Annotated in this window: 12 protein-coding genes; 9 read left to right on the top strand and 3 right to left on the bottom strand. The window is 69.6% G+C overall.

The features are described 5' to 3' along the window. Positions 1 to 4: 4 nt before the first annotated feature. Positions 5 to 3073, bottom strand: coding sequence for an amino acid adenylation domain-containing protein (locus AB0I81_RS00765; protein ID WP_360647609.1), 3069 nt, complete (start codon positions 3071 to 3073; stop codon positions 5 to 7). 624 nt (positions 3074 to 3697) lie between these two features. Between AB0I81_RS00765 and AB0I81_RS00770 the strand changes: the two genes are divergently transcribed. From AB0I81_RS00770 to AB0I81_RS00805, 8 genes are all read left to right on the top strand, one after another. After that, the gene (locus AB0I81_RS00770) at positions 3698 to 4885 is read left to right on the top strand and encodes an argininosuccinate synthase domain-containing protein (RefSeq protein WP_360647612.1); all 1188 of its coding nucleotides are present in this window, start codon (positions 3698 to 3700) and stop codon (positions 4883 to 4885) included. Beyond that, the gene (locus tag AB0I81_RS00775) at positions 4878 to 5861 is read left to right on the top strand and encodes an aldo/keto reductase (protein WP_360647615.1); all 984 of its coding nucleotides are present in this window, start codon (positions 4878 to 4880) and stop codon (positions 5859 to 5861) included. The genes AB0I81_RS00770 and AB0I81_RS00775 overlap by 8 nt, the downstream gene beginning before the upstream one ends. 20 nt (positions 5862 to 5881) lie before the next feature. Beyond that, positions 5882 to 6586, top strand: coding sequence for a sulfotransferase family protein (locus AB0I81_RS00780; RefSeq protein ID WP_360650144.1), 705 nt, complete (start codon positions 5882 to 5884; stop codon positions 6584 to 6586). Between the two features lie 241 nt (positions 6587 to 6827). Then, on the top strand, positions 6828 to 7550 hold the full coding sequence (locus AB0I81_RS00785; RefSeq protein WP_360647618.1) for a S1 family peptidase: 723 nt from the start codon (positions 6828 to 6830) through the stop codon (positions 7548 to 7550). Positions 7551 to 8273: 723 nt separating this feature from the next. Further along, the gene (locus AB0I81_RS00790) at positions 8274 to 11021 is read left to right on the top strand and encodes an AAA family ATPase (RefSeq protein WP_360647621.1); all 2748 of its coding nucleotides are present in this window, start codon (positions 8274 to 8276) and stop codon (positions 11019 to 11021) included. Between the two features lie 186 nt (positions 11022 to 11207). After that, complete coding sequence (locus AB0I81_RS00795) at positions 11208 to 11576, top strand: YciI family protein (protein WP_360647624.1); 369 nt, start codon at positions 11208 to 11210, stop codon at positions 11574 to 11576. Positions 11577 to 11693: 117 nt separating this feature from the next. Next, positions 11694 to 12296 (top strand): alpha/beta fold hydrolase, encoded by a 603-nt coding sequence (locus AB0I81_RS00800; RefSeq protein ID WP_360647626.1) that lies wholly within the window; start codon positions 11694 to 11696, stop codon positions 12294 to 12296. A gap of 55 nt (positions 12297 to 12351) precedes the next feature. After that, complete coding sequence (locus AB0I81_RS00805) at positions 12352 to 13074, top strand: alpha/beta hydrolase (protein WP_360647629.1); 723 nt, start codon at positions 12352 to 12354, stop codon at positions 13072 to 13074. 37 nt (positions 13075 to 13111) lie between these two features. Here AB0I81_RS00805 and AB0I81_RS00810 read toward each other — a convergent pair whose 3' ends face one another. Continuing rightward, positions 13112 to 13702 (bottom strand): hypothetical protein, encoded by a 591-nt coding sequence (locus AB0I81_RS00810; protein WP_360647632.1) that lies wholly within the window; start codon positions 13700 to 13702, stop codon positions 13112 to 13114. A gap of 277 nt (positions 13703 to 13979) precedes the next feature. Here AB0I81_RS00810 and AB0I81_RS00815 point away from each other — a divergent pair, with 277 nt between their 5' ends. Further along, positions 13980 to 15098, top strand: a complete 1119-nt coding sequence (locus AB0I81_RS00815; RefSeq protein ID WP_360647635.1) for a hypothetical protein — start codon at positions 13980 to 13982, stop codon at positions 15096 to 15098. A 155-nt stretch (positions 15099 to 15253) separates the two neighbouring features. On the opposite strand, the gene AB0I81_RS00820 is transcribed toward AB0I81_RS00815, so the two are convergent. After that, positions 15254 to 15526 (bottom strand): hypothetical protein, encoded by a 273-nt coding sequence (locus AB0I81_RS00820; RefSeq protein WP_360647638.1) that lies wholly within the window; start codon positions 15524 to 15526, stop codon positions 15254 to 15256. Positions 15527 to 15572: the final 46 nt, after the last annotated feature.

Raw genomic sequence — 15572 nt, forward strand, 5'->3', positions numbered from 1 at the left:
GCGTCTACCTCTCCTGTGGTACGAAGGCGTGAATGTCGGTCAGCTCACCGAGATAGCGGTCGAGCGCCTTGAGCCCGTCCGCCGCCGGCGGCGACAGCGAGCCCGCGTGCCGGCTGAACCGCCGGGTGTCGAAGAGCCGGGAGCCGTCGGTGAACAACCGGTCGAACGCGACCGGCGCCGCGTCACGGCCGTCGACCGCGGGCGGCAGCAGCGCGCACAGCCCGGCGAGCCTTTCGTCGGGCCCGGCCATGTCCCGCAGCCGGTCGCGGAATTGCGTGTAGCCGGCCCGGTCGAGCCCGCACCGGTCGGCGAGCACGCCGAACGCGTCGGCGAAGCGCAGCCTGGCCGGCCACAGCACGTGCATCGCGCCGTCGGGCACCTTGAGGTCGCCGGTCGCGGCGCGGGCCACGAATCGGCCGACCACGTCCACCGGCGTCACGTCGGTCACGGCCTCGGTCGGGAACACGCAGCCGGTGCGGGCGCACGCGTACAGCAGGTTGTGCGCCAGCGAATCCGGGTTGGCCACGCCGACCGCGCGGTGCGGCCAGACCTCGCCGAGCCGGTACACCACCGAGCTGACGCCCTGCCGGTGCGCGTCGGCGAGCAGGCTCTCCGCGACGTACTTCGATCGGTTGTAGCCGTCCGCGGCGACCTGCTCCGTCTCCGGGATCTGGTCCTCGGTGATGCGCGGCGTGCCCGGCCCGGCGGGCGGGAAGATGCTCAAGGTGGACAGGGTGTGCACGCGGGCGCCGCCCGAGGCCAGTTTGATGAGCTCCTGTACGCCGAGCACGTTGGCGGGGCGGTGGTCCAGATAGTCGGACAGGAAGTTCACCGCGCCGGCGGCGTTGACGACACCGGACACGGCCGACGCGATCTCGTCGAATCGCCACTGCGGCAGGCCGAGCAGTTCACTGCCCAGGTCGCCGGGGACCGCCTCGACCCGTCCCGTTTTGAGCGCCATGGACAGGTGTTGTCCGGCGGACGTCAGCCCGTACTGGTCGAGGGCCTCGATCAGCCGCCGGGCTCCGTCCGCGGGGTCGGAGCACCGTACCAGGCAGATCAGGCCGACGTTGGAGCACATCAGCAGTTCGGCGAAGATGTGCGCCCCGACGAAGCCGGTCGCGCCGGTGAGCAGCAGGGTCTGCGGCGGGCGCCATGCCAGGTCGTGCTTGATATAGGCCAGTTCGGCGCTGTCGTCGTCGACGTCCTCGGTCAGCCGCTGCGCCTGTTCGCGCACGGTGGAGGCGACGAGCAGGTCTCTGGGACGTACCGGCCTGCCCAGCCGTTCGCCGACGGCGGCGGTGAGCCGGTAGGCGATCAGCGACGTGCCTCCGTAGGCGGCGAACGGGACGACCACGGAGACCTGTTCCAGTTCGAGCACCTCGCGCCACGCCGAACAGAGCAGTTCCTCCATCGGATTGGCCGGTGGCTCGACCTCCTCCCGGCGGGGCTCCCGTACCGTCTCGGCCGCGATGAGCGCGGCCAGGGCCTTGCGGTCCGTCTTTCCGTTGTGGTTGAGGGGGAGCGCGCCGAGCACCGCGATCTGATGCGGGACCTGCTCGGCCGGCAGCTTCTCCGCCGCGTACGCGCGCAGCCGCTCCGGGCTCGGCTGGTCGTCGGGTGATCGCGGCGTGACGCAACAGACCAAGGTGGACTCGGGGGGCTCGCCGAGCACGACCGCCACCGCGCTGCCGACGAGTGGATGGTCGGCCACGGCGGATGCGACGTCGCCGAGCTCCACCCGTACCCCATTGAGCTTGACCTGTTCGTCGAGCCGGCCGATGAAGTACAGCAGGCCGTCCTCGCCGACCCGGGCCAGATCGCCGGTTCGATAGAGCTCGTCGCCGGGGATCTGCGGGAAGGGGTTGGCCACCAGCACCCGCGCGGTGCGCTCGGGGTCGTTGAGGTAGCCCCCTCCGACGCACTCGCCGCCGAGATACAGCTCGCCGGGCGTGTTCACCGGGACGGGTCCGAGGTCGTCGTCGAGCACGATCGCGGCCGTGTTGTCGATGGCGCGCCCGATGGGGATCCGGTCGGTGTCGGCGTCCGTGATCTCGTGGAACACCGACCCGATCGAACATTCCGTCGGCCCGAACGTGTTGGTCACCTTGAGGTGGGGCAGCAACGCACGGAGCCGGTGCACCGGGCCGGGGCCGGCCGCCTCCCCGCCGATCAACATGCGCCGCAGGCAGGACGTCGCGTCGCGCAGGTCCTCGCGCGCCTCCAGCAGCGACACGAACGCCTCAAGCACGGACGGCACGAAGTCGGTCATCGTGACGCCGTAGCGGCCGATGGTCATCGCGGTCTGTTCGAGGTCGAGGATCCCGTCGCGGTGCGGCAGCACGACCTGCCCACCGGACACCAGCGGCCACAACACCTGCCACATCGAGGAGTCGAACGTGGACCGGCTGTTCTGCAGCGTCACGTGATCGGCCCCGTCACCGAACCGGCGCGACATCGTGGTCAGCCTGTTGACCAGGCCGCGGTGGTGGTTGAGCGCGCACTTGGGCGTGCCGGTCGAGCCGGAGGTGTAAAAGCCATAGATCAGGTCTTCCGGCCCGGGGTCACGGTCCTTGAGCGGAGGAGTCCGCTCCGCCGGCCCCGCGCAGTCGACGATGACGGTGGGGAGAGCCGGCTCCAACTGGGCGGCGATCGCGCCGGTCGCCGCCGACGCCACGATGGCAGGCGGCGACAGGTCGGCCAGGATCCCGCTGAGACGGTCGATCGGCCACGCCGGATCCAGCGGTACGAACGCCGAGCCCGTCTTCATCACCCCGAAGAGCGATGCCGGAAATTCGGGCCCGTCCGCTATGAGTACGGGAATCAATTGTCGCGTCAGTACACCGTTGCCGATCAGTCGATGGGCCGTGACATCGGCCACGGCATCGAGATCGGCATAGCTCATCGTCGTGTCCCGGTGGCGGAGGGCGGGGCGGTCAGGTGCGGCCTCCTTCTGTTCGCGGAACAGATCAAGGACCGTACTTCGCCGGGGGAACGCGTGGCGCGGACCCAGAGCTAAGTCAATGGCGGGGGGAAAGTGTTCGCTCAGGTGCGTCTGCTGATGGCGTGACATCGTGCTCCCGTAGTTTCGACCGGCAACTATTCAGGTTGAGAAGTTTCAGGCAGCCGGGATCGGGCCTCGGCGATTGATGACTGTGTGACAAACGCGAAGTCAGGGCTCCGGCGAATGGATGTTCCGCTGCGGTCGCAGGTTCCCGGACGCCCGCTGACTCAGCCGCCGTGTTCCTCCCTTCTTTGTCGGCCGCGTCATATTGGCTAACCGATATCTCGCGTCTTACGGGTTACTTCCATCCTGGAACACGTCCTCAGGATCCGCAACCCCAGGTGGCGCCGCGGTCGCCGTGCAGATCTCCGCTTCAGGCACTATGGCCTGCGCGAATAAGGCCGCAAATTCTTGGGGAAGGAGCGAGTGGCATACCCGCCTTACCCCTGCGAACGCCCGTCAATCCACGGACGCGAGTGGAGCGGGAAATGATCACCGCGCGCCTTGGCGAATGAGGAAGGGAATATTTCCGGATGGGCCACATCGGCTCTTACCAGCATGAACAAGAGCGGCGGAATTCGATTCCGAGATCATTTACGCGTCTGATGTGAGGAAGCGCCATCCGTGGGTAGGGCGGGCGGTCGGTTTATTAAACCCGGCAACGCATCCCGTCCACATCGTTAGGGGAAGGTCGTGCGGAAAGCCCATGACAGCGCACGTGTCGGAGTATTCCAATCGGGCGGACTTTCCGCCCTGGCCGTCGGAGTCTGGCTTCATGAAATGTCCACTCCGGCGCGGCACTATATCGCCGACATCGGCCAGGCGGATCCCGCGAAGGTGGCCGCACTCGCTTCTTCGCTGCGCCGATTCGGGGACAAGGCCGTCGTCCTGGATTTGCGATCATCCATGGCCGCGGTGGCATCGGATCTGCTTCGGTATCGCGCCCGCCACGACGGCGGCTACTGGAACACGACCGGTGCGGCGCGCTTCGTGCTCGTCAGCGAGGTCGCGCCGGTGATGCGGGCGGACGGCTGCGGGGGGTTCGCGCACGGCTGTGTCGGCGGCGGCAACGACCAGCGCCGCTTCGCGCGTTACGCCGCCCAGGTCGCACCGGAACTGCCCATCATCGAGCCGTGGACGAACGCCAAGGCGCTTGAGCGATTCCCCGATCGCGCGGCCATGCTCGCGGCCGTCGCCGGGCACGGGCTGCCCCTCGACCCGGGCAGCGGCGCCGAACGGTCCAGCGACGCCGGCCTCGCCGGCGTCTCGCACGAGTCGGCCGAACTGGAAGACCTCGAAACGCCGGTCACCCGGCTTGATCCACGGTGGAGCACGTGGCCCGAGCATGCCCCGGACAAGCCCGAGACCGTCGTCGTCACCTTCCGCGACGGACGGGTCGCCGACGTCAACGGCAGCGGACCCGACCCGGTCGAGTGGATGGCGCTGGTCAACGAGATCGGCGCGCAGCATGGCGTGTGGCTCCGCGACGTGGTCGAGCGGCGCATCATCGGCACGGTCTGCCGGGGCGTCTACGAGGCGCCCGGGCTGGAACTGCTCGACCACGCGTGGACCCGCCTCCTGCAGGCCGGCCTCGACGCGGCCGGCCGCGAACTCTACGACCGGCTGGCCGCCGTACTGGGTGCCGCGATGTACGAGGCGCGCTGGCTGGAGCCGGCCGCGCGGGCGGCGCGGGAGGGGATCGACCGGCTGGTCGGCGAGATCTGCGGCAGCGTGCGGTTGTCCGTCCATCGGGGCGTCGTCAGAGGCGAGGCAATGAAAATCGACGGTGGCGTGGTGCGGCAGACCCGGTTCGGCTCGGGCGGGAACCGCTGGAGCGAGGCGGCCGCCGTACAGACAGGAAAGGAGCAAAACGATGCGTGAGCGTCGGTTCGGCCGGCTGGGCTGGCAGGTCGGGGACGTCGGCTACGGGATGTGGGGAATAGCCGGCGGCGAGGGCGGATGGACGGGAGTCGACGACGAGAGCGGCGACACCGCGCTGGACGAGGCCGTACGGCTCGGGTGTGATTTCTTCGACACCGCCTGGATCTACGGCCGCGGACACAGCGAGAGAATGCTCGGGCGGCTGGTCGAGCGGCACCCGGACCGCCGCCTTCACCTCGCGACCAAGCCCCCGCCCAAGGACCGCACCTGGCCGTCCACCCGCGACTCCAAACTGGCCGACGTGTACCCACCTGATCACCTATGGGAGTACCTGTACCGCAGCCTCGAAGGGCTGGGCCGGCCGGCTGTGGACCTGTTCCAGTTCCACGTCTGGGAGGACGCCTGGGCGGACGACGCGACCTGGCAGGACGCCATCGCCGAGATGAAGGAACGCGGGCTGATCAAGGGCGTCGGGATCAGCGTCAACCGATGGGAGCCCTGGAACGTCCTGCGGACCCTGAGCACCGGACTGATCGACTCGGTGCAGGTCATCTACAACATCTTCGACCAGGCCCCCGAGGACGAACTGTTCCCGGCCTGCCGTGAGCTGGACGTCGCGGTGATCGCACGGGTGCCCTTCGACGAGGGCACGCTCACCGGCACCCTCACCCGCGACAGCCGCTGGCCCGAAGGCGACTGGCGCAACACCTACTTCGTCCCCGAGAACCTCATCGCGAGCGTGGAGCGCGCAGAACGCCTGGCGACGATCGTGCCCGAGGGCATGACCATGCCGGAACTCGCCCTGCGGTTCATCCGCCAGAACCCCGATGTCGCCACCGTCATCCCCGGCATGCGCACCCTCAAGCATGTCCGCGCCAACCTCGGCACCAGCGACGCCGAGCCACTGAGCGACGAACTGATGGCACGATTGCGCGAACATCGCTGGGACCGCCGGCCCACCGCGTGGTCGCAATGAGCGCCGCGCCGAAGCCCATCATGCTGTGGGCGGTGCCTCGATCGCGGTCCACGGCGTTCCTGCGCATCATGCTCGAACGCGGCGATCTCGAGGTGGCCCACGAGCCGTTCTCGTACCTGCAGACGGACGGCCACTTCGAACTCGCGGGCAGACGCGCCACGTCGCCGGCCGAACTGCTCGGCACGATAATCGAGGTCAACGCCGTCGAGCGCCGGGTGTTCGCCAAAGAGACCTCCGACTACACCTACACCCCGCTGCTCGAAGACGAGCGGCTGTTCAGCGACGTCATCAACACCTTCATGATCCGGGAGCCGCAGGGCGCGATCTCCTCGCACTACGCGATGAACCCTCAGGCCACCCTGGACGAGTACGGCTTCGAATACCTGCACACCATTTTCGACGCCGTAAGGTCGGCCACCGGCAGGGTCCCGCTGGTGATCGATGGCGACGATCTCGTGGCCGATCCGGAGCCGACGATCCAGGCTTACTGCGCACAGGTCGGGCTCGACTTCAAGGCCGAGGCGCTGCGCTGGGATCCCGGTGAGCGGGAAAACTGGCACAACACGACCCGGTGGCACGCGGAGGTGGCCGAGAGCAGCGGGCTCGTGGCCAAGGCGCCTCCCGAGCAGCGTGAGACGCCCGGCACGAACGCGCATTTGCGCCGCGTCGCCGAGCACCACCAGCCGTTCTACGACGCGCTCGCCCGCCACCGTCTCGCCGGCTGATTCTTCCGCTTACGGGCTGTTTCGGCCCTGCGAGACCGCCTCAGCCATGTACGCGGCGGCACTTGGCCGAGTCGAAGCCGTCTTCCGTTTCGCCGGGCGCCAGCGGCCGGCGCCGGCGCAGCGGGGAGACCAGATGGCGGCTGGTCCGTCATCCATAACACGGCGCTACGGGGGTCAATGGTAGGTCCGGTGGGCGCGAGCGCGGTCTACGGTGGCGGCAGGACTGCCTTTGGAGGTCCGCATGAAGCCTGCCCGCCTGGCCGCCATGATGGTGGCCGCCATGATCGTCGTCACCGGCGCGCCCGCTCCCGTCTCGGCCGTCTCCGTCCCGGCCGCCTCCGTCCCGGCCGCCTCCGTCCCGGCTGCCTCCGTCTTGGTGGCATCCGGCGTCATCCGGGGTGGTGACGCCTTCGTCGTCAGGAACAAGGGGCGGTGCATCGTCGGGTTCACCGTACGGCGCGGCGCCACCGGCGGGTTCGTCACCGCCGGGTCGTGCGGGCAGCGCGGAGACGTCGCCCTGACGGGCTACGGCGGCACCCCGATCGGCGTCTTCGAGGCGTCCTCCTACCCGGGCAACGACTTCGCGTGGGTGTCCCTGTACCCCGGCTGGACACCGCGCGGCGTCGTGGCGGGCCTCAACGTCGAACGCCCGGTGCGCGGCGCGACGGCCGCACCGATCGGGGCGCCCGTCTGTCAGGGCAGCCCGGTCACCGGCTGGCGGTGCGGCGTCATTCAGCAGCGCAACGCCACCATCACCCACCCCGGCGGCACCATCACCGGACTGGTACGCACCAGCGTGTGCGCCGAGCCGGGCACGTCGGGCGCACCGTTCCTCGCCGGCGACCAGGCCCAGGGCCTGACCTCCGGCGCATCCGGCGCGTCCTGCATCACCAGCGGCATCACGTACTTCCAGCCGATCCAGGAAGCCCTGTCGGCCTTCGGGCTCACCCTGGTCACAAGCTGAGCCAGATCCGGCGCGACCATCGGCTGGATCCTGCCGCATCTGCACGACCCCGACGGGCACGAGGTGCGCTTCTACACCACCGAGCACCACACCGAACCCGCCCCGCGGGGAATGCGGGTGAACAACCCGCGCGAGAGCGCCGAAGCGCGCCAAGCCGCACGGTAACAAGGCGACGAGCAGCGGTGAGGAGCCTCGCCTCACCGCTGCCGCCCACGCCCATGGCGGGCATCGCCAGATCATCATGATCGCCGCACTGAACGACGCCTGCCGCGCCGCTCCGGACCCCGACCGAGGGCGGATCCGGCAGAGTGTTGCCGGCCGGGTGCGTGCGCCGGGTCGATACGCAGCGCGGTGCTGTCGCTGGTGCGCCACATGACCTCGCGTGCCATCGAACCTCGTCGACTGGCGGATGCTCGCGAAGGTCCTCGGCTAGGGCCTGACCTGCAAATTCGCCGATCTCGGACCGCGCGGGCGGCAAAGCCCACCCATCCTGTCGTCGCTTCGGGACGACCCGCCGGAGGGGTGGGAGACCCGCCAGTTTGAGACCGTCCTTCTGACGGCTGACGACCCTCCCCATCCTTGATTCGACACCCCTTCCGAGCTGCGAGAAACTCCTCGCGATGACGCAACGAACCGATACTCCCCCCATCTGGGACGAGCGCACGCAGCCGGCCACCTTCCCGGACCACACTCGCGGCAACGGCTTGGACGTAGGAGCAACGCATGTCACTGGTGGGTAGGGAGGTCGAGCAAGCGCGGATTCAACGCCTGCTGACAGATGCGCGCCACGAACGCAGCGGCGCGCTGGCTTTACGGGGCGCGGCGGGCATCGGGAAATCGGTTCTCCTCGACCATGCCGTGTCGATGGCCGAAGCCGAGGGCGGCATGCGCGTGGTCCGCGGAGCAGGGGTCGAGTCCGACTCCGAGCTGGCGTACGGCGGCCTGCACCAGCTCTTGTTCCCGCACGTGGATCGGTTGGACGCCATCCCCGCTCCCCAGGCCAGGGCGCTGCGTTGCGCCTTCGGCCTGTCGGAGGGGGACGAGGCCAACCGGTTCCTGATCTCCGCCGGCACCCTGTCGTTGCTCGCCGATCTGGCCGATGGTGGCCCGCTGCTGTGCGTGGTCGATGACCTGCAATGGCTCGACCAGGGTTCGGTGGAGGCGCTGCTGTTCGCGGCCCGCCGCTTCGTGGCCGATCCGATCGCGATGCTTTTCGCGGTACGCGAGACCTCGATGCCGTTCGAGATCGCAGGCGTCGAGGTCGTGGACCTGACCGGCCTCGCCGCGCCCGATGCCGCCCGGCTGCTCGGCGACCACGCACCGGAACTCATCGAACCGGTGCGGGCCCGGGTCCTCGCGGAGTCCGGCGGCAATCCCCTGGCGATCATCGAGCTCGGGTCGTCGCGGCTCGCGGCGAACGAGGCCGACGAGTCCAGTCCGGCCGAGCAGGTCGGCCCGCTGCCGGTGACCCGCCGCGTACAGGAGACCTTCCGCCACCAGATCGCGGGGCTTCCCGACCCCGCCCAACGCGCGCTGCTGGTGGCGGCGGCCGACCTGGCGGCGCCGCTCACGACGGTCCTGCACGTGATCGAATCCCTCGGTGGCACCGCCGGCGACCTGGCGCCCGCCGAACGCGACCGCCTCGTCTGGATCGACAGCCGGATCACCTTCCGGCACCCCTTGGTACGGGCGGCCGCCTACCAGGACGCGCCACTGCACCGGCGGATCGAGGTGCATCGCGCGTACGCAGAGGCGCTGCGCGCGGACGCCGACGCCGACCGCCGGGCCTGGCACCTCGCCGCCGCCACCACCGCCCCCGACGAGGCCGTGGCCGCCGAACTGGAAGGGGCGGCGGAGCGGGCCTGGCACCGAGGCGGCGCGATGGCGATGTCGGCCGCCTACGACCGGGCCGGCCGCCTCAGCGCCGACCGGGAGCTGAAGGCCCGGCGGATCGCCCGCGCCAGCCAGGCCGCGTTCGACGCCGGCAAGGCCGACCGCGCCGCCCGGCTGGCGGCAGAAGCGCTCTCGCTCACCACCGACCCCGGCGTCCGCGCCGCGGCCATCTACACCCGCGGCGCCGTCGAGTACGAACGCACCTCGCCACGGGCCGATGCGGAGCTGACGCTCGAAGCCGCCGCGCTGGTGTGCGACACCGATCCGGAGCGCGCCGCGCTCACCCTGTACGAGGCCGCGCACGCCGCCCGGCACGGAGCGGCGCACGACCTCCTGCAACGTGCGGCGGAGCTGATGCGCGGGTTCACCCCGCCGAAGGATTGGGCGCCCGTCGTCGCCGCCCTGCTCGGGTGGGCGGAACTCTTCGCCGGACGCCCGGAGCTGGCCGTCGGCCCGATGCGCGATCTTCACACCGCCACCCGCGGCGGCGGGAACGACCTGACCCATCGCATCACGGTCGGGTTCGGCGGGCTCATGATCGCGGACGACGACAACGTCATCGCCGAGACCGAGGACATGCTGGCCGAGGTGCGAGCCGGCGGCGCGCTGGGGTGGGTCCCGTACACCCTGAACGTGCTCGCGGTGGCGCGGCTGCTCCGCGGCGAGTTCGCGGACGCCCGCGCGTGCGTGGCGGAGGGCGCGTCCGTGAGCGAGGAACTCGGGAACACGACCGAGAGGCTGGCACACCGGTCGGTGGAGGTGTGGTTGCACGCCGTGTCGGGTGACGAGGCACGCTGCCGGGCTCTCGCCGAGGAGGTGCTGCCGCGGGCCCGGGCCCGGCACCGGGTCAATGCCGAGATCGCGGCCTGGGGTCTGGGCATGCTCGACCTCTCCGCCCGGCGGTTCGGGGGGGCATTCGAGCAGCTCGAAAGCGTGTATCGGGGGCCCGCGAGCCGCGACCTCCTGATCAGGGCGGTGCCGGATCTGGTGGAAGCGGCCGTGCGCGGCGGCATGCCGGATCGCGCCCACGGACCGCTGGCGGCGTTCTGCCACTGGGCCGAGCACGTCGACCGCCCGGTCGCCACCGGGCTCGCGCTACGCAGCCGGGCCCTGCTGGCCGGCGACGACGACGCCGAGGCGCTGTACACCGAGGCGCTGCGACTCCACGAGCGGCAGGGCGGCCCCTATGAGCGCGCCCGTACCCAGCTGGTCTACGGCGAGTGGTTGCGCCGCCGGCGCCGCCGTACCGAGGCCCGCGCCCATCTCGCGGCGGCGGTGTCCGCGTTCGAGCGCCTCGGCGCGGGCCTCTGGGCCGAGCGTGCGCGCGGCGAACTGGCCGCCTTCGGCGAGCGGGGCGACGAGCCCACGCGCGGCGGCCCGCTCACCCTGCTGACCCCGCAGGAACTGCAGGTCGTACGGCTGGCCGCCACCGGTCACACCAACAAGGAGATCGCCGCACAGCTCTTCCTCAGCCCACGGACCGTCGGCCACCACCTCTACAAGGCGTACCCGAAGCTCGGCGTCACCGGCCGCGCCGAACTGACCGACCTCGTCGAGCCCGCTGCCGGCGAGCCCTAGATACAACCATGGCCCAAGAGGCCCGAGTCCGTACGCCCGCGGGGTGTTGTGGCCGACGCCAGTCATCGGTTTCCCGGACGCCGGTAACGATGACCGATGCCTCACTGAGCAGCCCCCTCCTAGTGTTCAGACAGCGGTCAACGGCCGCAACGCTCGAACCATCAAGAACATGACGAGGAGACAACCATGAAGAAGTACTTTCTGAGCCTCCCCCACGACTCCGCCGAGGAGCCGACGATGGAGGGCATGGACCCCGCGGAGCTGGCGGAGATGATAGCCGCGGTCGACGCGTTCAACACCGGTCTTCAGGAGGCGGGCGCGTTCGTGACCGCCGGAGGTCTGCAGCCGCCGTCGAGCGCGACCACGGTGGACTACTCCGGTGACAGCCCCGTACTCACACCTGGCCCCTCCATTGAGGCCAAGGAGTACCTCGGCGGCTTCTGGATCATTGAGGCCGAGAACGACGACGTCGCGATCGAATGGACCAAGCAGGCCTCGCGGGCGCTGCGCAGCAGGGTTGAGGTACGGCCCTTCCAGGAGGAACCCGCTGCCTGACGTTCCGACCGGCATGGGCGCGCTCGGTGCGCCATCGGCGTCAATGAACAGTTGCCGATACGCGGTCACCGAGCCGCCCCGGAGGACCGCCGCGCCATCATGGTGCGGATCGCCACGGTGAGTAGTGCGGTGCCGGGGACCCTGATGGTCGGCCCGGCCCAGGTGGTGTTCACGCGGCTCGGCCTGCACCCGCCGGCGGGGCCGCTACTGGTCGACATGACCGCGGTGGTGTCAACCGGGATCCCACGGGCGGCGCACCGGACGCAGCGCCAAAAGGCCACTCTCGGAGCACAGTCGATGATCTGGTGGGAAGAGGAGTTCTGCACCCGGCTCGCCGAGGCGGGTCGCCAGGTCGTGCGTTACGACCACCGCGACACCGGCCGGTCGACCAGCTCACCGCCCGGACGGCCGTCGTACACCGCCCACGATCTGACCCCCGACCCACTGCGGATCCTGGACGCCCTGGGAGTGGGCCGCGCGCACTTGGTCGGGCTGTCGATGGGAGGCGGCATCGCCCTCGAACACGCCGAACGGGTGAGCACCTTGTGCCTGGCCTCGACCAGCCCCGCCGTCCCGGCCGAGCACGATCGCCGAGCCCTCGCCGCCGAGATCCCCGGCGCGTACCTGGTCCCCCTCCCAGGAGCCGGGCATCAGCAACCGCCACGAGAACTCTGGGACCTGGCCATCGCGGCAATCGTCGAGCACACCGCAAAAGGCTGAAGCCCGACAGCAGGCGACATGACGAGGTCTCCGCGGCCAGAGAGGGCAACGAACGATGAGTACATTCGCGCTCATTCACGGCGCCGGCGTAGGCGGAGGCTGGTACTGGCACCTCGTAGAGGCCGAGCTCCAATCCCTCGGACACACCACTTTCGCCCCCACGCTGTGGACCGGCGACGACACGGAGACCTTGGACGACTACGCCGACACCGTCGTCAACACGATCGACACCCAGGATGCGCTCTTCGTCGTCGCGCATTCGTTCGGTGGATTCACCGCACCCCTGGTCGCCGAACGTGTCCCCACCGCCGGACTCATCTACGTCACCGCCATGATCCCCCGGCCCGGCGAATCGCCGTCCGACTGGTGGAGCAACACCGGGCACTCGGAGGCCGTTCGCATCCAGGCCGCCGAAGACGGTGGCCTCACCGGCTCCTCCGACCCGTACATCGGCTACTTCCACGATGTACCCAAGCCGCTGGCCGACCAGGTGTCACACAGGGAACCGCCCCCGCCCTCCAACTCCGCCTACTACGAGCCCTGGCCCCTCGGCACCCTTCCGGCCACGCCGTCGCGCTACATCCTCTGCACTGAGGACCGGCTGTTCCCCGCGGCATTCCAGCGCCGGCTCGTACGTGAACGCCTCGGTATCACTCCCGACGAGATCGTAAGCGGCCACTGCCCCGCCCTCAGCTGCCCCGCAGAGCTCGCAGCGATGCTCAACACGTTCACACGAGCGCCGGCCTGCGCCAGGCAGGAAGACCCGCATGTCCATTGACGACACCCACCGCTACCTTTCTGGACGGGGCGGCGGCTCATTGCCGGTTTCCTGTATCTCGCTGGCCCCGTTCACCGGACGACGTCATGAGGCCGGCGATCGCGGTGTGGACCAACGTCTTCTCCTCGCCGGTCAGATCCATGGGGCGGTGCGTGAAGGCATTGTCCGTGTGGGCGTGGGCCTGTAGCCCCGACTCCCTGGCTCCGGCGAGCAGGAGGTCGGTGAAGGCGAGCAGCAGGGAGGCCGACTCGGTGGCGGAGTCCACGTCCTGATGCTTGTCGAACTCCGCAGCGAGCGCACGCAGACCTTCCGCGAGGTCCGCCTCCGGCACGGTGAGGGCTCCGGCGACCCGGCGCGCCTGCTCGGCTGACCGGTCCTCCCAGTTCGACCAGTGCCAGCCAGGCCACCCGTGCCCCTCGTTCCGCAGGGCACCGCGCAACGTGGCGGAGGTCCAGACGCCGGCGGTGTGGTCATCAAGGTCGAGGTGGACACCGGCGACGACCTTGCCGGGGCAGGAAGTGATCGTCGGCCAGGCGGATCGGTGGTCGTCCAGGCTGCTCGCCCCGCTGCGGATGACCGATTCGGCCGAATCGACGAGGTGCGCCCGTGTCCGACCTTGGTGGATCACGCGGGGGCAGCCATTCTCCGTAGAGCCACCGGGAGCGGGCATAGGTGATCATGGCCCACCCGATCGCCTCACGGTACAGGGCATCGACGGCCGGTTCGATTCGGACGGTTCAAAGGAATTATGCCGCATCTCCGGGCAAAACCGCTGATCAGGGGCCCAGAAAGAACGTCAAAAAGGCTTCACGTGAGCGGCGGATCCAGCATCCTAAGCATGACCGGAACCTGCCCCGCGCAGAGCCCCCACTCTGTCTGGTCCCCCTTTCCTTGAAGAGGTCTCCGTGACTCGGTATGCCATCGACCGTGCCCACAACACGCTCATCGCCCAGTGGAGCACCGGCATGGGCGACACCGCCACCCTCGTGACCCGGCTCACCCACGACCAACTCCCCCACGACACCCGCAAGCTCGCCGCCGAGCTCACCCACCTGTCAGGTCTCTGCTGGCGCTCCTACACCCACCCCGCCAGCGCCGCCGATCGGCACGGCCCCCACAGCCCCGGCCGGCACCGGCAGCAAGAACGCGACGCTTTCGACAAGGTCCTCCCGGCCCTGATCGCCACCGCGTCACCCACCAACCGGCCGATCACCACCAAGATCGAGCAGGCCGCCCAAGCCATCGCCCGTACCCTGCGCAAGCTCGACGCCTCCCAGCTCACCACGCACGTCACCACCGACGTCGCCGCCGAACTGGCCGCCATCGAACAGGCCGAACGCGGCGACCTGTCCGAACGCGCCCAGCAAGCCGTCACCCTCAGCCGAGAAGACGCCTCCCCCCTCCAGATCTCCCAGGCCGACCGCCTGCTGCGCGACAACCCCTCCGGCAACCAGGCCCTGTTCACCGAGGTCGATCCCACCGCAGCCGCCATCGCCGCCGCCCACTGGTACCACGCCGCCGTCACCGTCACCGCCCGGCACACCGGCCTGCACCCGATCCAGGTCGTCGGCAGCGCCGAGCAACCCGACAAACCCCTCGCCATCGAGAGTCTCACCGACGTCGCCACCGCCATCGACTCCGGCGCCCGCGCCCGGCACGTGGTCATGCCCCTGATCCGCAACGCGCTGCACATCGCGGACGGCTACCTGCGCGGCATCCTCGACGTACAACATCGCATCACCGCCGCACAGGAGTTCATCCAAGCCGCCCGGCCCGGCATCGAATTCGGCCCTGACACCATCCACCTGCCGCTCACCTCACTCAACCCCGCCCGCCCCGCCCCCGACCTCCTCGACAACCTGCTGTACGGCATCCAAACCTGCTGGCACCTCTACCAGCATCACAGCAACCGCTGGTCTCCCAATCCCGCCGACCTCGAAGCCGCACGCCAGGACCAGCTCCGCCAGGCATACCTCAGCATGATCCGGGAAGAAGCAGCCACCCGCAGCGAACGACTGCTGTGACCCCCAATCGCACACCTCCCGGTCGAACGGCCTATCACCATGGCGTTCCATGACATTGCCTGCTCCAGATACGCAACGATCTGGAGCAGGCAATGCCCTACACCCATAGGCACAGCAACCTCGCGGCCCAAACGCCAGCCCATCCGCGCCACGGCTCATCGCCACTCGTGTTGCTCGCCGGCGCGGACTTCGGCGATCCAGTTGTCCAGCCGGTACAGCAGGGTGGAGCCGCCACCGGGCAGCCCGTCCACCGGGCGATCGGCCAGGTGTCGCCGGTGATAGCCGTGCATCTTACCCGTGGACATCCCGCACGACGGGCAGCGCACCGGGCCGGCTCGCGTGCGGGCAGTCACCAGGATCTGGCCGTCCTGACGATCTACCTGCTCGATCTCCACCGCGGCCAAGTGCGGGAAGAGCACGTTCACCATGTCACGGTCGCACACCGTTCACGGCCCCATCCAGAACAGCGGAGTG

This window comes from Nonomuraea sp. NPDC050404, assembly GCF_040655495.1.
Taxonomy (GTDB): Bacteria; Actinomycetota; Actinomycetes; order Streptosporangiales; family Streptosporangiaceae; genus Nonomuraea.